18 protein-coding genes are annotated in these 19,474 nt (G+C 43.0%); 7 read left to right on the top strand and 11 right to left on the bottom strand.

All coding sequences use genetic code 11. The features are described from left to right. Positions 1–120: 120 nt before the first annotated feature. Both ABIL00_06590 and ABIL00_06585 read right to left on the bottom strand, forming a co-directional pair. On the bottom strand, positions 121–2,541 hold the full coding sequence (locus ABIL00_06590) for a tetratricopeptide repeat protein (protein ID MEO0110423.1): 2,421 nt from the start codon (positions 2,539–2,541) through the stop codon (positions 121–123). A gap of 138 nt (positions 2,542–2,679) precedes the next feature. Then, positions 2,680–3,243, bottom strand: coding sequence for an elongation factor P (locus ABIL00_06585; protein ID MEO0110422.1), 564 nt, complete (start codon positions 3,241–3,243; stop codon positions 2,680–2,682). Between the two features lie 138 nt (positions 3,244–3,381). On the opposite strand from ABIL00_06585, the gene ABIL00_06580 reads away from it, so the two are divergent. After that, positions 3,382–3,525: a hypothetical protein gene (locus tag ABIL00_06580; GenBank protein ID MEO0110421.1), complete on the top strand. Its 144-nt coding sequence runs from the start codon at positions 3,382–3,384 to the stop codon at positions 3,523–3,525. Positions 3,526–4,051: 526 nt separating this feature from the next. On the opposite strand, the gene ABIL00_06575 is transcribed toward ABIL00_06580, so the two are convergent. Genes ABIL00_06575 through ABIL00_06560 form a run of 4 tightly spaced genes read right to left on the bottom strand, consistent with a single transcriptional unit; the run spans position 4,052 to position 8,626 of the window. Further along, on the bottom strand, positions 4,052–5,509 hold the full coding sequence (locus ABIL00_06575) for a nitroreductase family protein (GenBank protein MEO0110420.1): 1,458 nt from the start codon (positions 5,507–5,509) through the stop codon (positions 4,052–4,054). Between the two features lie 57 nt (positions 5,510–5,566). Beyond that, positions 5,567–6,409, bottom strand: coding sequence for a histidinol-phosphatase (locus ABIL00_06570; GenBank protein MEO0110419.1), 843 nt, complete (start codon positions 6,407–6,409; stop codon positions 5,567–5,569). Continuing rightward, positions 6,390–7,922 (bottom strand): hypothetical protein, encoded by a 1,533-nt coding sequence (locus ABIL00_06565; GenBank protein ID MEO0110418.1) that lies wholly within the window; start codon positions 7,920–7,922, stop codon positions 6,390–6,392. Before ABIL00_06565 ends, ABIL00_06570 begins: the two co-directional genes overlap by 20 nt. Then, positions 7,862–8,626, bottom strand: coding sequence for a hypothetical protein (locus tag ABIL00_06560; GenBank protein MEO0110417.1), 765 nt, complete (start codon positions 8,624–8,626; stop codon positions 7,862–7,864). The genes ABIL00_06565 and ABIL00_06560 overlap by 61 nt, the downstream gene beginning before the upstream one ends. A gap of 101 nt (positions 8,627–8,727) precedes the next feature. On the opposite strand from ABIL00_06560, the gene ABIL00_06555 reads away from it, so the two are divergent. The 4 genes from ABIL00_06555 to ABIL00_06540 are packed head-to-tail and all read left to right on the top strand — an operon-like array spanning position 8,728 to position 12,950. Further along, positions 8,728–10,101, top strand: coding sequence for a hypothetical protein (locus ABIL00_06555; protein MEO0110416.1), 1,374 nt, complete (start codon positions 8,728–8,730; stop codon positions 10,099–10,101). Then, complete coding sequence (gene glmS, locus ABIL00_06550) at positions 10,089–11,927, top strand: glutamine--fructose-6-phosphate transaminase (isomerizing) (GenBank protein ID MEO0110415.1); 1,839 nt, start codon at positions 10,089–10,091, stop codon at positions 11,925–11,927. The genes ABIL00_06555 and glmS overlap by 13 nt, the downstream gene beginning before the upstream one ends. An 11-nt stretch (positions 11,928–11,938) precedes the next feature. After that, on the top strand, positions 11,939–12,418 hold the full coding sequence (locus tag ABIL00_06545) for a TspO/MBR family protein (protein MEO0110414.1): 480 nt from the start codon (positions 11,939–11,941) through the stop codon (positions 12,416–12,418). A 4-nt stretch (positions 12,419–12,422) separates the two neighbouring features. Continuing rightward, a complete protein-coding gene (locus ABIL00_06540; GenBank protein ID MEO0110413.1) occupies positions 12,423–12,950 on the top strand; it encodes a pyrimidine dimer DNA glycosylase/endonuclease V in 528 nt (175 codons plus the stop codon). On the opposite strand, the gene rseP is transcribed toward ABIL00_06540, so the two are convergent. The 5 genes from rseP to ABIL00_06515 all read right to left on the bottom strand — a co-directional run bounded on the left by rseP (position 12,846) and on the right by ABIL00_06515 (position 18,645). Further along, on the bottom strand, positions 12,846–14,102 hold the full coding sequence (gene rseP, locus ABIL00_06535; protein MEO0110412.1) for an RIP metalloprotease RseP: 1,257 nt from the start codon (positions 14,100–14,102) through the stop codon (positions 12,846–12,848). The genes ABIL00_06540 and rseP overlap by 105 nt on opposite strands. Beyond that, on the bottom strand, positions 14,099–15,256 hold the full coding sequence (gene dxr, locus ABIL00_06530) for a 1-deoxy-D-xylulose-5-phosphate reductoisomerase (protein ID MEO0110411.1): 1,158 nt from the start codon (positions 15,254–15,256) through the stop codon (positions 14,099–14,101). The genes rseP and dxr overlap by 4 nt, the downstream gene beginning before the upstream one ends. Further along, complete coding sequence (ispD, locus tag ABIL00_06525) at positions 15,253–15,924, bottom strand: 2-C-methyl-D-erythritol 4-phosphate cytidylyltransferase (protein MEO0110410.1); 672 nt, start codon at positions 15,922–15,924, stop codon at positions 15,253–15,255. The genes dxr and ispD overlap by 4 nt, the downstream gene beginning before the upstream one ends. Continuing rightward, on the bottom strand, positions 15,924–16,910 hold the full coding sequence (trpS, locus tag ABIL00_06520) for a tryptophan--tRNA ligase (protein ID MEO0110409.1): 987 nt from the start codon (positions 16,908–16,910) through the stop codon (positions 15,924–15,926). The genes ispD and trpS overlap by 1 nt, the downstream gene beginning before the upstream one ends. Positions 16,911–16,998: 88 nt before the next feature. Beyond that, positions 16,999–18,645 carry a M28 family peptidase gene (locus ABIL00_06515; protein MEO0110408.1) on the bottom strand — a complete coding sequence of 549 codons (1,647 nt, stop codon included), beginning with the start codon at positions 18,643–18,645 and terminating at the stop codon, positions 16,999–17,001. A gap of 265 nt (positions 18,646–18,910) precedes the next feature. Between ABIL00_06515 and ABIL00_06510 the strand changes: the two genes are divergently transcribed. Then, entirely contained in the window at positions 18,911–19,213 is a 303-nt protein-coding gene (locus ABIL00_06510) for a hypothetical protein (GenBank protein MEO0110407.1), read from the top strand. A 62-nt stretch (positions 19,214–19,275) separates the two neighbouring features. Beyond that, a partial coding sequence (locus ABIL00_06505) for a hypothetical protein (GenBank protein MEO0110406.1) occupies positions 19,276–19,474 on the top strand: 199 nt, incomplete at its 3' end.

Here is a 19,474-nt window from a genome sequence, read left to right as displayed (position 1 = left end):
GATTTCAAGTCCGCTGCCTTACCAATTAGGTCTAACCCTCCAACATTTATTTTAATAAAAGTTCTTGATATTTCAAGGGATTGGATTTGATGCCTTTCAAACCGGAATTAGAGAAGATGATCATTCCCTTCTTAACTCCGATAAACGTTTTTTTAACTCCGGCTGGTTGGGATTGATCTGGAGGGATTGCTCAAAGTAAGTAAGTGCTTTCTCTTTCTCATCTTTCTGGAGATAGAGAGAACCAAGCGCGGAATAGATTTCAAAATTGGTGGGAGCCAAATCCTTCGCTTTAAGAAATTGCCGCTCCGCATTTATTAAGTCATTTTTGTAAGCATAGAGGTAGCCAATATAGAGGGGGAAGAGGGGATTTTTGGGGAAGAGGGAAGAGATTTTTTCCAATTCCTTTATCGCCTCCTCCGGTTTATTCCTTTTGAGGTAGAGATAGCCAAAGAGGGAATAGAGATCTTTATTCTCTGGTTCAACCATTAAAGCCTCCGTCACACTCCCTACCGCTCCGGAAAAGTCATCTTTCTCGTCTAAGATCTGTGCCTTCTTTAAGTAGGGTGCTAAATCGTTAGGGTTATATTCAATCGCCTTCTCAAAAAAGGAGAAGGCTTTTTCTTTTTCCCCAATCTTCTCATAACAAACCCCAAGATAATAATTGGTCCTTTCCAATTCCTTAAAGTTTTCTAAGATAGCAAGAAATTTGCTAATCGCCTTCTCGTATTCTTCCTTTCTCATCAATGCCAAACCTTGATTATAGTTTTTTATGGCATTAAAGACATTCTCTTCCACCTCCTTTGTCTGTCGGTCATCCCAATAAGGGGAACTTCCCTCTTGGGGAAAGAGGGATTGGTCAAAATAAGGAGAATAGGGTAATTTAACTAACTTTTTCCCTTCTCCCTCTCTTAAAACCCGATAAATCCGAAAGGTATTAGTCTGATAGAGGAGGGAAAGTCTTTTTAAACTCTCCGGTTGGCAATGCATAAGGTAGGCGACCGAATTCTTTTTCACCTTCAAGTTATCGGTCAAATACCGAACCCCCTCCTTAGTGTTATCTAAAAGAAAATCCTTTTGGTAGATGATATAGGAGATTTGGTATCTTTTAAGAAGAGAGAAAAATTCCTCTTCGCTCTTATAGAAACTACTTAAACACTCTAAAACCCTGTCCCGGGCTTCCTTTTTTTCGTAGATTGGTTGGATAACAATCGGTCTTTCCGTATAGGCGAGAAGCATCGCGGAGATATCAACATCTGCCAGAATCCCCTCCTCTCCCTTCACATTCCTTTCTACCCAATCCCGTAAGGCTTCCCAATCCCGGCCGTAAGCGGTCGGCTTCGTCTGCCATTCCGCACTCAACTTAAAATAGTATTTATTAAAGAGATTTTGGTAATTGATTACCTTATAACCTTCTAAAAGGAGGCCAATAATTAAGATGGCGCTGCCCCATCTCTTCTTTATTAAAAGCCAGTTCCCGCCAATCGCTAAGGCGACAAAGAAGAAGAAAAAGACCTCAAGCCGAATGACCAAGAGATAGAGAATTGTGAAGAGAATAAAGAAGAAGGAGAGAAAGAGTTTATTCTCTTTTGCCTGCGGCCGGAAAAGTAAATAGAGAAAACTAATAAGGGAGAGAAGAAAAGGGATAAGAAGAGAAAAGGCAAAGGAGAGAGGTCCGGGAGAAGAGAAAGGTCCGAGCCAAATGGCACGGGCAGAGAAAGAGAGAAGAGCAGGGTCAGCCGGTTTCTTACCCAGATAGATTATCTTAGCGAAGATGGTCTCAAAGACATGGGCGTATTCTTGGAAATAGCGAGGAAAGAGAAAACGGAATAGGAAAAAGAGAGGGAGGGGCAAGAGGGCAAAGAGTTTATGGAGACCCTTTTTTAAGGAGATTAACCCTAACCAGAGGGAGGTGATGACGGGAAAGGAGAGGAGGAAGTATTTACTGGCGAGCGGCTCCCAAAAGAGACCAGCGATTAAAATCGGGATGAGGAAGAAGAAGAGATACTTAAAAGAATCTTCCACTATCTCTCTCCCAAAGAAGAAGAGAAAAATTAAGAAGAGGGCAAAGAGGGAGAAGAAGAATTGACTCAGATGCCAGGTGATTAAACCAATTGTCAGGCTGAGGCCTGATAAGAAAAATAAAGCCCCTTTTCTTTTTTCTTTTAACCCCAAAAAGAAGAGATAGAGAGAGAGGAAAAGAAAGGGCAGGGCAAACTCCTCGCGCAAATAATTACCGGTCACCCGCCAGAAACTTGGGAGGCCAATGGCGTAAAAGAAAGCAGAAAGAATACCCGAAAATTTATTTCCCCAAAAGGAAGAAGCGAAAAAGAAGATAATGATAACCGAAAGGGAAGAGAAGATACTGACAAAGTATTTCAGGTAATCGGTAAAAGAAACCTTAGGGAAAAATTTGATAAAAATCCGATAGGATTTGCCGATCACCCAATCCTCAGTTAAATGAATGAGGCTTCTCACCCTTAAACCTTCTGGGTGATGGATCTTTTTATCAATTACCGGAATCTTCTTCCCCTCACTAATCATTTGGGCATAGCGGAAGCGGAGGGCGGAATCGGAATAGAATAATTTACCATCACCAAAGTTATAGATTTTAATGAAAGAGTTAAAAAAGAAGAGAAAAACTATGAAAAAATAAAAGAAAATTCTCTGCTGCCGAATAATTTATCCCTTCACCCTTTCCAAGTATCTCTTTGTATCGGTGGCTACCCGAACGATATCCCCTACCTTAATAAACTGGGGGACCATAATCTCCATCCCGTTTTCCAATTTCGCCTCCTTGTAAGCGGCATCGGTCCCCCCTTTAATTCCGGAACCAGTGGCTACCACCTTCAGATCAACCGTCTTGGGAATGAGGGCATTGACCGGGCGGCCTTCATAAAATTCAAATTTTAACTTCATCCCTTCAACCAAGAAGGGAGAGAAATCACCAATCATCTCCTTGGGAACGGCAAACTGCTCATAATCGGTCTCACGGAGGAAATAGAAATTCTCCCCATCGGCATACAGGTAATCCATAACCTCCGAATCAAGATGGACATCTTCTAACTTCGTCTCCGGAGCAAAACGCCTTTCGGTAAAGGTATGGCTCTTTAAGTTTTTTAATTTGAGATGGACCAAACTACCAAACTTAGCAGTTCCCGCCTTCAATTCCGCAGTAATCACCTTATAAAGTTCTCCTTCCAATTTAATCACCTGCCCTTCTCGCAAATCAGCCGCCAGAATCATAATTATGATTTTAGAGAAAAAGGAATTCCTGTCAACCCTTCATTTGACTATAAAGTTATTATAAATCAAAGACTTAAAAGAAAGAGGAAATTTAGTGTCAGAAAATGGGGGGTATTTCCGTTATTATTATATAGGGCTATGAATAAGTTAATTAAGGATTTTACCTTTTTGGAATTAACTCACTCGCCTTTGGCGAAGTCTCGGCTCAAAGAGGCGGATAAGACTTTTATAATTTTTATAATTATCAGAAGAGAGATTGAGGAGGTGTTATTGGGTAATTAGCACTTAACGAAAATGGCATTAAATCATAACCTTTATCAAACAGGAGGGGAGTCTCTTTATAAAATGGGTGTAGCATACAGGGGATGGTATCGGGGGTCTAATAGAAAACCTAATTGATGACCTAATAACCAGTTTAAACTTGGGGCTAATTAAGGATCTAAAAGTAAGAATAAAGGTAGGAATAATAATAATAAGAATAATTGGCAATCTAATTAAGGGTCTAATTGGAGGCTTAATTGGGGGGGCTAATTATAAATTTAACCGAAAGCCTAATTGAGAGTTTAATCAAAGGTGTAATTAAAAGGCAGGTGCCACCAAAATCAGCACCCGCCAAAGGAGACACACCATGAGTATTTTTCTTAAAATCTCTAAAAAATCAAGGGTTAAAAGAAACCGCATGCCCATATCTTTGCGGCGGGGGTTTATATCCCCTTTCGGTTTTTGGCAGGCTGCGGAAGAGGTATTTCCAGAGGTGGCTCAGCAGAGGATTTGATGAGGATTTATAATTTAGATGCCTTTGAAGAAATTAACGGATCTTCACTATCTTCCTTATCACCTTCCTCCCACCAACTTGGGCATAGAGGAAGTAGATACCTGGGGAGGTATTTTCCCCTTTTTCATCCCGGCCATCCCATTCCCAGTAGTGATAACCTTCTTTGGTAAAGACCTTCTTAAAGGAACGAATCGGTCTCCCCGATAGGTCATAAATAAAAAATTGGGCAATCCCTGATTTTTCAACCCAAAATTCAATTTTTATCGGGATCTGATTGGGTGAAGAGAGGGAAATTTTCTTAATTTGGGCGTAACGCTCTTTAAGAGCAGTCAATCTTTCTCCAACAGATGAGACTAAGACAGGAAATTCGTTACTGGGAAGGGAGAGGGCATTTCGGATGGCGTTCCTTTCTGTTGGGCTGAGGGGACAGGTTAAAAAAGAAGCGAGACCCAAACCCTGGGCTTGTAGAAGGAATTGAATACCCACAAAACCCGCTTCTAACATCTGGTAATTAGAGGTGGTATCGGTAACCGTGACGACAAAATAGACCGGAGCAGTTTGAGGGATGCGGGGTGAAGCCGAACGCAGTTCTCCCCTCCGGTCACCACTCACTAAAATTTGGAGCCGATGGTCAGCGGTATTGAGGCTACCGCTAGGCAGGCGGTTGTGATAACGATAGACACCACTATCCCGAACCAAGTAAATTTTACCGGTCAGATAGTAATTGGCGACCGCACTGGGAACCGTTAAACCGCGTCGGCTATTCGCAGTCATATGAGGAGCGACACCATAACCCGCCCAGAGGATCTGGGAAATTTTAGTTAAGGGAATCTCTCCGGAAATAAATAAAGAATCCATCTGGAGGTTATTAAGAAGAACTTCCAAGGTATCATTGCCTCTGGTTAATGGTCTGGGTAAGGTAGAATCCGAAGAGATAGCTAAACAGGTTGTATCTAAACCGCGCACCGTTCCCCGACCGTGAACATTCACCAGTCTTATCGGATGGATCGGTTGCCAATTGCTATTGGCGTAATTGGTAGCGCTCTGCATTGGACAGGAGACAACATTACTTCCTCCACTATCCCAGAACGCGACACTTGCCAAAAGTCCAACCTGAGTAGCAAAACCCGCTTCCTCATAACGCTCCGTAGCGATACCAATTTCAAATGCCGCATTAGCGTTTGAACGGTGATTACCCGCCAGATGCAAAACTAAGGTATGAGTATTTGGATCATAGCGATAGACATTGGTTGGTGTTGCCACATAAATCTCCTGATAACTCCCAATCCTCGGCACCTTGGCCATTGCCCAAAGGATATTGGCTAAAACTTGATTGGGTAAGGAACTACTAAAACCGGAATGGACCGAATAGCGACTGTTAGAGAGCAAAGCAAAGGAATGATTATGGAAGACCGGGGGTGGTAAGGTCTCAACCTCAAAGCCCGCAAAACTTATTGAGATAATTAAGGAGAAGAAAAGAAAGTTTCTCATAAAATAAGTTTAAGGAAGAAAAGTTCACTGTCAATTGGTATCGGAATACTATACGGTCTAAATTTCCTTTTGGCGGCGATAAAATCTCGTCAAATTTATCCCCAGGAGAGAGATAATCTCTCTTCCCCTATCCAGGAAGAAGCCAAAATCCGAAGGGCGGTGGCAATCGGAACCGAGAACAAAAGTTTTTATTCCCAACTCTTTTCCTTTCTTAATTATTTCCAATCCAGGGTAGGGTTCTTTTGGGTAATGGCGAAAACCAGAAAGGTTTATCTCTATCCCCACCTCTGACTTTGCCAACTCTTTTAAGAATTCTACCATCCTTTTTTTCCCTTCCCTGATTAATGAGTCACCATAAACCTCCCAACAATATTTCTTATACCCATCAATGTGGGCTAAGATATCAAAGAGGGAGGAGAAAGCCATTTCCCGAAGGGAAGAAAAATATTCCCTAAGAAACTCCTCTGGGGTTTTCAATTTTCCCTTAAGCATCTTTATCTCCTCTTTGGCGATTATCGCGATGTGGTGGAGGCAATGAATTGCCCCGACGGTATAATCAAAGGGATAGGTATTAATAATCTTCCTTATTTCTTCCTCTATCCTCCTTTCGTAACCAATCTCAATTCCCGCCTTGATCTTTAATTTAGGGAATTTCCGCCGCGCCTCCTCAATCTCGGAAAAGTAATGGGCAAGCCAATCGGAACGCATACTCACAATCTTCCCTTTGAGATTCACCTTATCATCCTTCTCTCTCCTTTCCGGATCAAGTTCGCAGTGGGGCGTAAAACCAATCTCTTGATAACCTAATTTCTCCGCCAAAAGACAATAATCAAAAATCTCCCCTTCCGCGTCTAAAGAATAATTGGGGTGGATGTGGTAATCAATTCGGAATTCGCTCATACCTTATCTCCCCCTTAAAATCGTAAATACTTTTCTCTTCTCTGGTGAGCCCCAAACCGAAATTTATCTTCCAACAGCCGATCTGCTTTTCGTAACCCAAAGCAACTCTTTCTTCACTCTGGCCGATGTGATCATTTTCCTGATAACCTTCGGTTTCTAAATGGTAGAAATCTATCCCTTGATTTAAGATTGTTTTATAACCTTGGAAAGTTATCTTATCTTCTGGGAAGGAGAAGATAATCTTTCCGCTTAACTTAAAGCCCCTCTTTTTCTTTTGGTATTTATCCTCAATTCCCCAATGGGTGCGGATTCGGGGAGAGAGGTGATAAATGATTTTTAAGCCGCTTCCTCGCTTCCCTTCACCAAGATAAAACTTCTCATAGATTTTAATCTCCCCTCGCTCTTCTCTTTTTCCCCATTCCATTCGCAAAAGGGAAGGGGAGGAGTCATAGCCAAAGTTAACTCGGGTATGGTAGGAAAAGGAGAAGAACCAAGAAGGGAGGTTAAGGGAGATCTTTCCGTGCCCCCGGAGTTGGTCATCCTTTTTAAGGAGATTGGGATAAGCACCATAAAGGTTAAAGAAATTACCTCTTTGGTAGGAGATTTTAAGCCGATAGCGAAGATAGTGCCCATCTCTTTTGAGGCACCCTATCCCTCCCCAACCTCCCGGAAAAGATTTTGCCCCTTCCACCTTCCCTTCCTGCCCCCAGATCCTCCCCCAAAGGGAAAACCCACTTAAGAAGAGGTTTTTCCCAAAAGGGAAATTTTCGTTGTAATTACTGAATAGAAAGAGGGTGCGGAAACGGAAATTTTCCTTCTGCCATCTCACCCCCCAACCCAAAGATTTTTCTTTTAGTCTACCCTTATTGGCTCGGGAAAGGGAATCATAATACCGACCGTAATAAATCCCTTTCACCGAGCCCGTGCTCTCTCTAAGAGCGGTTAGGGATTTAGCGGAGAGGAAGAAATTCCCTCCCATCCCCTCTCTTTTCCCTAATTCTAAACCCAGACCTCGGAAGTAATGGTTTTCCGAAACGAACCTCACCGGTTCTAAAATTCGGAAGGAACTTTTTGATAGAGAGGTTGAGTAATAACCGAAATAGGGAGGGGAGAGAAGGATCTCTGGTTCCCGGCAGAAGAAATCACCCAAAAGCCAATGGTAATTTTTACCATTTTCGCGGAGAGAAAAAGAGGTGTAGTCAAAAAACTCTTCCCCTTTTTCCTTCTCGGTGAGAAAGGAGAAAGAGAGATCCCCTCTCGTAAAAAAGAGAGCGGTAAGGTTATAGATACTATCAAGAGATGAGTTTCTTAACCGAAGACGGAATAAAAATTTTTGGGAATAGTTTGCCATCTCCTTTTCGGGAAGGGAGTCTTCCCAGGGAAACGCTTCCCCATAATTTTTTAAGGCCAAAAACTCTTCCCCGGGGAGTTCTGAGAGAAGAAGGAAGAGGATCAGAGAGACGATTTCCACCCCAAGTTTATAATATGGGACTCTCTCAGTTGGGGATGCCATTTTAACCCATAACTCGTTTGAAAGGAAGAGAGGGAGAGGGCAAAACCGGATGTGAATTGTGGGGGATTAGTCGCCAAACCGATTCCCGCAGCCAAAATTTTCCTCAAAATCTTTAAACCTGCCCGCACCCGCTCTTCTCTTTCCCGCTCGTAATCAAAATGGAAATCTATCCCCTTCTGTAAAGGAATACCGACTCCTAAGATGAAGGTTAAGGGAAGTGACTCCTCGGCGCGGGTTTGGGGTTGGTTGCTGTTTAATAGAATCAAAGAGATTAGAAATTCTTTCCGCAAGAAAGAGAGAGATGGGGATAAGGAAAAGAAAAAGTCCGCTTCGTAATTGGTAATAGAGAAATAATAGAGGGAGAAGATTAGACCAAAGGAAAAGGAAGGAGCGAGGGAAAATCCCTTACCTAAGGAAAATTTCCACTCGCCGTAGCCGGGGGAAATTAAGCCGCTGACACTGCCCCCGAGACTTAAATTTTTCAAACGAAAAGAGACTTTAAGATAATCTATTTCCGAAAGGCCATAGGGTTTGGTGTGGGTGAAAACGAGACCGCTTTCCTGACTCTTTAATTGGAGGGAGGGATTAAGGGAGGCAAGGACTGGGATATCATCAACTGTGGCAGAAGCGGAAAGGAAAGAAGCCTCGCCGCCTATCTCCTCAAATTCAAATATCTGGATGAGGAAAAAGACTAAAAGCCACATCTAATAGAATTATTAGAACATTTCCCATTGTCAACTCATCTGGAAATTTAGTTTTTCAATAAAATTTCTTGACTATTATTTGGTTTTGCTTAAATTATTTTATGTCCGACTTTTTCCTTTCTACTTCTGGTTTGCGCGCCTTGGTGAAAGAGGAGAGTGTCGCTTTATTTGCCCAATACGCCCGGGCTTTTGTCCGCCTCTTCGGTAGAGGAAGTTATCTCTTAGCCACCGATACCCGGCCCTCAAGAAATCTCCTCTTGCCCGAAATTGTCTCCGCCATCACTTCTGAGGGAAGCGATGTGATAACAATCGGCATCGCCCCGACACCGGTTTTACCCTTTCTCGTTAAAAAGATGAATTTTTCCGGAGGGATCGTTTTAACCGCCAGTCACAATCCGATGGCATACAACGGAATGAAGTTTATCGGACCAGAGGGATTATTTTTGGGAGAAGAGGAGATTAAAAGATTAAAGGAAGAAGTAGAATTGGGAAAGAGAGGAGAGAGTAAAAAAAAGAAAGGTTCTCACTCCTATAATCCCAATCTCTGTGATCTATATATTGAACACCTCTTGGACGCAAAGATCTTTTCCGGGATTAAATTTAAGAATTTTTATTGCCTCGTTGATGCCTGCAACGGTGCGGTCTATTATCTAATTGACCGAATCTTAGAAAAGGTGGGCTCTCGGGTTAATCACATCTATTCCCCGGAGCATAATAAGAAACCTTCCTTTCCCCGACCGCCGGAGCCGACCGCCGATCATCTCTTTAAATTGAAGGCCGCGGTCTTAAAGGAAGAAGGGGATTTGGGGATTGCCTTCGACCCGGATGGGGATCGGGTCTCCTTTGTCAGTGAAGATGGGAAAGCCCTCGGTGAAGAATTGACCCTCCCTCTCGCCTTAGAATTCTTCTTAAACCGAAGAAAGAGTCCGGTGGTTTGTAATCTCTCCACAACCCTCTTGGTTGACTTTGTAGCCCAAAAGTATGGGGTCAGAACCTATCGGACAAAGGTTGGGGAAAGGAATGTGATTGAGGAGATGATGAAAAAGAAGGCTTTAATTGGTGGGGAAGGGAATGGTGGGGTAATTATTCCAGAAATTAACTTCACCCGAGATGGTATTTTAACTACCCTTTTAATCCTTGCTCTTCTCTCCGAAAGGGGAAAACTTTCTTCCCTTGTCCGCGAATTCCCCCGTTTCTTCATTAAGAAACTTTCTTTCCCATACCTTCCGGAAAAGAAAGAACTCTTCTTCGGTTTAGCAGAAGAGATGAGAAAAATTCTTTGCGGCAAGGGTGAGGTAAAAGAAGACCGGCAGGATGGACTTTGGTTAGGAAACGAAAGTGCCTTCTGCCATTTCCGCCCTTCAAAAACCGAACCAATCTTTCGGATTATCCTCTGTTCTAAAAACCGGACCTTGATTGACCGGGCGAAGGAGATAATAGAAGAAAAATTGGGAGGGGAAAAATGTGTGGGATAGTTGGCTATTTGGGGGAGAGGGATGTGAAAGAAGTAATCTTAGTCTCCTTAGAAAGATTAGAATACCGGGGTTATGATTCCTGTGGTTTAGCAATTCGCGAGAAGGATAAATTAAAGGTATTTAAGGTTGTGGGGCGTTTGCCAAAATTAAAAAGTCTACTCACCGAAGAGAAGATAGAAGGTGCAATGGGGATTGGTCATACCCGGTGGGCAACCCACGGCCGAGTGGATGAGAATAATGCCCATCCTTTGACCGATTGCTCCGGCAAGATCGCGATTGTTCATAACGGGATAATTGAAAATTATCGGGAATTGAAAGAAGAGTTAGAAAGGGAAGGGCATATTTTCAAAAGCGAAACCGATTCCGAAGTGATTGCCCATCTCTTAGAGAAATATACCAGAGAAGGGAATCTCTTCTCCGCTTTCCAAAAGACCGCTAAATTATTAAAAGGGACCTTTGCCATCCTCGTCCTTAGCCAAAAGGAACCGATTCTTTTGGGGGCAAAAGTTGGGTCACCCTTATTGGTCGGTCTTTCTAAGAAGGATAAGATTATCGCCTCGGATATTTTGGCATTAGTCGGTATCGCCAAAGAGGTCTTTGTTTTAGACGATTTTGAGATTGCCCTTCTGAGCGAGGAGAGGATAAGTTTTTTTGACTTTGAAGGGAAAGAGCTTAGAAAACGGGCAAAGAAGATTGATATCACACCGAAGGCGGTGACCAAAGGAAAATATCCCCATTACATGCGGAAGGAGATATTCGAACAGCCCAAAATTTTAAGAGAGAATATCAAAAAGCGGATTTTACCTACCGGAGAGATAATTTTTGATCCGGAGACAAGAATCTTACCCGAAGAGATAAGAGACTTGGAGCGGATTTTAATCTTTGCCTGCGGCACATCCTATCACGCCGGCCTCATTGCCCGCGACTACTTTGAACGTTTTGCTCAGATCCCTACCCAAGTGGAAATCGCTTCGGAATTGGCGAATCGGGAGATTGTCTTTAAGGATAAGGAAAAAACTTTAGGGATTGCCATCAGCCAATCTGGGGAGACGATTGATACCTTATTTGCTTTAAGGATGTTAAAGAATAAGGGGATAAAGGTTTTAGCCGTCTGTAATGTGAAAAGGAGTTCTATTGACCGGGAGTCCGATGCCACCTGTTATATCAATTGCGGACCAGAAATTGGGGTGGCTTCTACCAAGGCTTATACCGCACAACTTTTCACCCTCCTCCTTCTTTCATTATATTTTGGAGAAAAGAGGGGAAATAAAGAGTTAAAAATTAAGGAGATTATTGATGCCTTAAGGGAAATTCCGGAAAAGATGAAGAGGGTCTTAAAATTGGACAAGTTATTAAAGGAAGTCGCCCGGAAGAATTGGCAGCGGAAAGATTTCCTTTTTTTGGGGCGGGGGATAAATTATCCCCAGGCATTAGAAGGGGCATTGAAATTGAAAGAGATATCTTACATCCACGCCACCGGTTATCCTGCCGGAGAGATGAAACACGGTCCGATTGCCCTTCTCTCCCCAGAGGTTGGGGTGGTGGCGATTGTCTTAAAAGATTTCCTTTATGATAAGATGCTTTCCAATCTCAACGAAGTGAAATCACGGGGGGCAAAAATTATTGCCATTGCCGAAGAAGGGGATGAGAAGATTAAAGAACTGGCAGATTATCTAATCTTCATCCCCTCGGTGAGGAAAGGAGAATTTCTCTCCCCTTTAATTTCCATCATTCCTCTGCAACTGCTTGCCTACCACATCGCGGTGCTCCGGGGTTGCGATGTTGATAAACCAAGGCATTTAGCAAAGAGTGTCGTTGTTGAATAGAGGAGTAAAAAATGAAAAGATATCAAATCCGCCCTTGGCGGATCATTATTTCATTAGTTATTCCCCTTTTTGTTGGTTTTTTGGGTTCCCAATTTACTGCCCGCACGGTTAAAAGTTGGTATCCGACCCTTAATAAACCACCATTTTCTCCTCCCAATTGGGTCTTTGCTCCAGTCTGGAATTTATTATTTATCCTGATGGGCATTGCCTTTTATCTTGTTTGGCAGAAGGACTTCGGTGGTAAAATCCGTAGTTTACTCACTATCTATTTCCTGCAACTTTTCTTCAATCTCCTCTGGTCATTTTTCTTCTTCACCTTAAAGAATCCCCTCTTAGCCTTTTGCGAAATAATCATTCTTTGGTTTTTAATTCTCATTAACATCATCGCCTTCTTTAAGGTTAGAAAAGTTGCTGGCTATCTTTTAATCCCTTATCTCTTATGGGTTAGTTTCGCTTTGGTTTTAAACTTTTATTTATATCTTCTCAATTAAAGGGATGCGCCTCTGGTCCTTACACCCCAAATACTTAGACGCTTATGGTCTTTTAGCGGTTTGGCGGGAGGGACTTTTGGCGAAAAAGGTCTTGGCGGGGAAGACGAAGGCTTACCAAAATCATCCCCAATTGGTGAGATTCAGAGAGTACCGTAATCCCCAATTGGCGATTAATGCCTATCTTTATCAAGTTTTCCTTGAGGCGCAGCGCAGGGGTTACAATTTCAATCTCAAAAAGATAGAACTTGTAGAGTTGAAGAGAATTATTCCGATAACGAAAGGACAAGTAGATTTTGAATTTTCCCATCTCTTAAAGAAAGTGAAGGCGAGGGATGAAGATAAGTATGAAGAATTGCTTAAAGTGAAGCGGATTGAAGTAAACCCTGTTTTTAAGTTAATAAGGGGCAAAGTAGCAGATTGGGAAAAACTAACGCCAAAAGATACGTCTTATATCGTTGAAGAAAGCGAAGAGGGCAATCAAAACAACAATCAGATAACCAATGAAAAATATCCGCTCCATCTCCTTTTTTGAGAATCGTCTACTTCTCAATTTTTCTACGACAAAGAGAAGCGACCTTCCTCCATCAACTACGGGAATGGGCAGAAGGTTGATAATGAAAAGATTTAAGGAAAGAGCCGCCAGGAGGGAGAGGATATATTCCCAGCCCCAGGCAACTCCTTCGTAAGTCAATTTGGCAATCATCACCGGTCCCCCAATTGCCTGGCGAGAGATTTTTCCCACAATCACTTTGTAGATGATGACCACTGTTTGGAGACAGACATAGAGCGTCCTCTGGAAGGCGATTACCACCGATTGGAAGGGAGAAGGCATCCTTTTTGGTAAATAGACCCATACCCCAATCTGACCCACTCGCTTCTCACCCAATTCATCCCTTACCAATTCCGGTTGGATGACGGCGGAGAGGGTTTCTTCTCCCCTTTGCCAAACGAGATTTAATTCCTTTTCTCCATTTTTGCGAACGATCTCCGTAAATTCTTCCCAAGAGGTTATCTTCTGGTCATTGACCGCCAGGATTAAATCCATCGGTTGCAATCCCGCCTTCTCGGCGGGACTTCCTTTTTTCACCCGCTCCACAATTGGAGGTACCAGAAGGTCAAGATAAAGGAAGAGGGTGTCCGCGGGTAAGAGGTAAGAGACAACTTCACCTTCTCTTAAAAGGGAAATTTTTACCTCCCGACCGGAATTTTTCCTTAAGGCCTTCTCCAACTTCTCCCAATTGGGGATGGTCTCTCCCGCGATGGAAATGACCAAATCGCCCTTTTGGAGAGGAAGTTCTTTCTCCCCCTTTACTGAGATTCGGGGTTCGGTAAATTTTATACCGAAGAGGAGATAGATGAAGAAGGTAGTGATAAGTCCTAAAAGGAAGTTGAAAAAGGGCCCGGTTAAAACAACAAATAGTTTTTTCCGGAGGGGCTGGAAAAGAAATCCCCCTTCTTTTTCCTCTTCCTCTCCGTATAACTTAATGTAACCACCAATGGGAATAAGGGAGACCGCATAAATCGTCTCGCCGATTTTCTTTTGAAAAAGCGCTGGCCCAAAGCCGAGAGAAAACTTCTCCACAGGAATCTTTGACCTCTTAGCGGCTAAGAGGTGACCGAGTTCGTGGACAAAGATCAAAAGGCTGATGAAAATGATGACGAAGAGGGTGGAAGAGAAAATCATGTCAGCCTCTCCGCAACCTCTATCGCCTTTTCTTTTGCCTCCCGTTCCACCACTAAGAGTTCGTTGAGAGAAGGTTCCGGGAGGTGGTGATGGGCGGATAAGGTTTCTTCAATCACTTTGGGAATCTGGGAAAATTTTATCTTCTTTTGCAAAAAGTAAGAAACCGCTACTTCATCGGCTGCTACTAAAACCGTGGGGAAAGAGCCGTCTTTTTTTATCGCCCGGTAAGCCAAATCCAAACAGGGAAATTTTTCTAAATTGGGTAAAAAGAAATCCCAGTGTTTGATCGCGGACCAATTTAGGGGTCTAACCGGAGAGGGAAATGCTTGAGGGTAGGTTAAGGCATACTGAAGAAAAATTCTCATATCCGGTTGGGCAATTTGGGCTAAAATCCGACCGTCAATAAATTGAATTAGGGCATGAACGAAAACTTGGGGATGAATTAGAACCAACACCTTTTCCGGTGGCAGAGAAAAAAATCTCACCGCCTCAATCACTTCAAACCCCTTATTCATTAAAGTTGCGGAATCTACGGTAATCTTTTTCCCCATCCGCCAAATGGGATGCTTGAGGCAGTTTTCTAATGTCTTTCTTTTCCCACCAGAGAAAAATGGTCCACCGGAAGAGGTGATGATTACGGAAGCGATCTCATCCGTTTTCTTTCGGCAGGAGAGACACTGAAAAAGGCCAGAAATTTCCGAATCAACCGGAATGATTGCTACCCCTTTTTCTTTTGCCTTATTAAAAATGAACTTTCCGAAGGCGACAACCAGTTCCTTCCCCGCTAAACAAATCTTTTTTCTCTTTTCAATCGCTAAAAGGAGAGGAGAGATTAGATCGGTACCCGAGGCGAGAAAAAAAATGGTGTCAACTTCGGGATGGGCGCAGATTTCCATACTCCCCTCTTTTCCTAATAAAAGGGTTGTTCCTTTTGGTAAATTTTCCCTTTTTATCTTCTTGCCCACCTCTTGGTCATAGACTACTAAAAAACGGGGGGAGAATTCAAAAGCCTGCTGCAATAACGAGTGATAATTCTTCTCACAGGCGAGAGCAAAGAGAGTGATCTCTTCTTTTGTCTTAGACCTTAGGGATTTTATCACCGCTAAGGCTTGTTTACCTAAGAAACCGGTGGCACCGAAAATGGCAACCTTCATCTTAAAAGAAATTTCAAGAAATTAAGGTCTTCGCGGGTCGTCACTTTTATATTATTCTTATCGCCCAAAAAGAGATAACTGGGATAACCGAATCGCTCCACAAGTTGGGATTCGTCGGTAAAATTCTCTCTTTTATTGGAAAGTGACGCCATTGCCGAGCGCAAAAGACCAATTTCAAAAAATTGGGGGGTTTGCACCCGGTAAAGTCCTTCTCGGGGAATGGTCTCTACGATCCGGGAGGCTTTTACCCGCTTTATCGTCTCCTCAACAGGGAGACCAAAAATTACCGCCCGATATCTCTTTGCCAACTTAAAACCCATTTTAATTATCTTCGGTCTGAGAATCGGACGAGCCGCATCGTGAACGGCAACGATGCCTTCTTTGGGGAGTTCTTTTAAGCCCTGATAAGTGGAATCAATGCGCCTCTTCCCCCCGGCCACCACCTTCTTCACCTTTTTCAATCTTTCCTTAACCAGCCATCTTTCAACAAACCCGATCTTATCTTCATTCGTGACGATAATAATCTCCGAACAGGAGGGGGAATTCTCAAAGGTAAAAACCGAATAGAGAAAAAGGGGAAGTCCCTTAAGGAGGAAGAATTGCTTTCTCCCACCGAATCTTTTCCCTTCCCCGGCGGCTAAAATTATGGCGTAGTTTCTCTCTTTCACTACTTAAAATAGTTTAGGCGCATCGCATCCCGAACTTCCGCCATCGTTCTTTCTGCTACCGCCTTCGCCTTTTTGGTGCCGCTAATAAGAATCTCCGTCACCAAATCTAAATTCTTCTCGTAATAAGACCGCTTTTCCCGGATGGGACGTAAAATCTCCTTCAATTTTGCTGATAATTTTTTCTTACATTCCACACAGCCAATTCTCCCCCTCCGGCAGGCTTCGGCAATTTCTACAATTTCCCCCCGATTGAATGCCTTATGATAGGTGAAGACGACGCAGACTTCGGGATGACCGGGGTCATTAGGATGAATCCGCGCCGGGTCGGTTAGCGCCCGCCTTACCTTCTCCTCAATCTCCTTATCGGAATCCTTTAAGAAGATACAATTGCCAATTGATTTTGACATCTTTTGCCCATCCAAACCGGGTAGTCGGGGGACATCGGAAAGTAAAGCCTCGGGTTCAACCAAAACCGGTCCGTAGAGTTCATTAAACCGGCGGACAATTTTCCTGGTTAATTCAATATGTGGTAATTGATCTTCACCAACCGGCACCAAATCGGCTTTGCAGAAGGTGATATCTGCGGCTTGGGAGACCGGATAACCCAAAAAGCCATAAGGGTATCTCTCTTCAAACCCGAAGACCTTTGCCTCCGTCTTAATTGTGGGATTATGGAGTAGGACATTTATCGTAACGAGATTAGAGAAATAAATGGTCAATTCCGCAATCTCCGGAATCATCGTCTGGATGAAGATGGTGGCGACCTTTGGGTCTAAACCGCAAGCCAAATTATCCAAGGCACAATGGTAGACATCCTCTTTCAATTTCTCAGGGTGGTTAAAATTGGTGGTTAGGGCTTGGGCATCAGCAATTAAGATGAAGGTATCGTATTCGTATTGGAGTTTCACCCGATTGATAATTGTTCCCACATAATGGCCAAGGTGCAAAGGGCCAGTTGGCCGGTCACCGGTAAGAATCCTTTTCATCTTTCCATTATAATAAAAATGGGTTATAAATCAACTTCCCCTTATTACCTTTGTTAACCTTTGCGGCTTAAAAGATAGAAGGTCTTTCTTATTCCATTAAAACCAACTTATGCAATTCCTTTCCCAAAGAGAGAAAGTAAACTCCTGATTTTTTTCTTCCTTTTTCATCCCGGCCATCCCAGAAGATACCATTTTCTCCTTCTTTTACCGAAAAAGATTTTACTAATCTTCCTTGGGAATCATAGATTCTTAAATCTCTATCAGCAAAATCGGATGGCAAATGAATAAATGTGCTTGTCTTAAAGGGGTTAGGATTAATTTTAATTTTCGCCACGGGCTCCTTGGATCTTTCTTCCACTCCGGTGATTTGGGTATCGGGTTGGGCAAAGGTAGCTAAAGTGGCAACCATCGCCTTTACTACCTTACAGAAGTAGATGGTATCAAAAGAGGAGGCGGTAATCCGGTCACCAGTGGTGTGATAATTTGGACACATATCATCCTCAAAGATATGGACCGCATCATAACCCCGGGAGTAATAGGAGTAGTGGTCGGAATTAGCTTGCATGGAGGTGCTCCGGCGAACCCTTAAGCCGATATTATACCTTTCATTAACGGCAAAGAAGGTATCGCCAATTGCCCGGGAACTGGTTCTGGTTCCGGTATAGACCCTTACGGAATCTAAGTTTGTCATCTCGGTAGCAATCATATCACCATTTAAGACGCCCAAAAGAGAATCACCCCGGGATTGGACCAATTGGGCGTGTCGGTCACTGCCGTAGAGACCAAACTCTTCGGCATTCCAAGCGATAAACTTAATCGTATATTTCCAAGGATAAAGCGACATATACTTGGCGGCAATCAGCGCGGCGACAGTTCCTGTGGCGTTGTCATCCGCTCCTGGGGCATAGGTAGAAGGAGATTCCGAGGTGCAATCAAAATGGCCACCAATGATATAGTATCTTCTCGGATAGACCCGGCCATTCTTTGTGCCAATCACATTGCTATCGGTATAAGACCAGGTAAAGGTATGGAAGTTAACCGAATCAAGATTATAGGTAGAAAGTTTCTCATAGATATACCAAGCCGCGGAAGAGTTCTTCGCCGCGGTGGCGTATCTGGTTCTTATCGTATCCAACCTTCCCCGAACTGTAACCGGAACTTCACCGGATAATTCCCGAACAATTTGGGCAATCTCGGTTGGGGTTATCCTATCCAGAATTTCCCGAATCACCGGGTTTTCCTGCATACTCGCCTCGGGGCAAAGCCACGGGTCAATCTCAAGTTTTCCTTCCTCTTCTTTGGGAGGTGGTGGTAGAACGACCGGTTGGAGAGAGACATTAGCAATCTCAAAACCCAGATGGAGAATAGAAATAATTCTTTCTTCTTTCGCTTTCACAAAAAAGGCATCACCATCTTCACAAAGAATTTCCGCTTTTTCCTTTAAGATTGAACGGGCAACTGACCTTTTTAAGTAAGGAGAATGATAGACAATGTAGAAAAGTTCTTCTTTTCCGGCTGCGGCGGATAAAGGGCAGAGGATTTTATAATCAACTGGTAAGGAAGATAGGTTATCCTTATCAATCCGAGCGATAATTGAGTTTTCAAAAAAGGCGACCGGAATTGCTTTCGCTTCCTCTATCTTCTCCGCATGGTTAAAGGAGATTTGGATCAGTATTTCTCCAGCAAAACCAAAAAGAAAAGATAAAGTCAAAAGAAAAAAAATAAACCTTCTCATATATCACCTCGTTATTTATTTAACCAGTATTATACAAAAAAGTTGGGAAAAGACAAGAGCAAAGGGAAACACTTCTTACCCTCAAAGTGAGGTTTAGTCTTAACGATTCGTCCCAAGCCAACCCGTGGTTTTGCCCGAGCCGAGTAAGTTTTCTTTTAAACTTTCCATCTTCCCTGCCAAATCAAAAGATAGGGGAGAAACATAGGAAAGTGTTTTAGAGGTTGATTCGGGTTCTTATCCTTCGCTTTGCCTTGATAACTCGGAAATGCCGAGGATTACCTATCTGAAAAATGATACGGTCTTCTGTAAGACCTTAAAGACTGATAATACCTGGCATAAGACCATTCTCTTTGGTGGGAATGAAAACTTAAAGCCAACTCAACCGGTAATTGCCCAGACCTATCCCAAAGACCTCGGTAGATATTCTTATTGTGCCTTTTTAGTAAAGAATCTATCTGAGGGGAGTTCAAAACTTTATCTCTCTACCTTTAATGTTGAGGAGGATATTGGACCAGAACCAGAAGAGGTTATTTCCGGTGTCAGTTTGAAATCCCATCAATCGCCATGACCGCTAGTGATATTATCTTTTGTCCCTTGAAAAAAATTCCTTTTGGCAGTATGATTCATTAAATGAACCGAAGGAACTTCTTGGGGAATTTCCTTGTAGCGCTTCTAATAACCATATTACCAATTTCTATCTTTGCTCAGAATGTGAGATGGATTTACCGATATGATGGGTCTCCCGTAGATGTAGCACAGTGTTTGGTTTATGGTCCTGATGGCAATATCTATGCGGCTGGGCATAGTACGGCAGGTATTATCGTAATTA

The organism is candidate division WOR-3 bacterium, assembly GCA_039801905.1.
In the GTDB taxonomy this organism is placed as follows: Bacteria; Hydrothermota; Tepidihabitantia; order Tepidihabitantales; family JBDRVQ01; genus JBDRVQ01.
The sequence above is the reverse complement of the archived record's forward strand: the minus strand, read 5'-3'. Positions and strand labels throughout refer to the sequence as shown.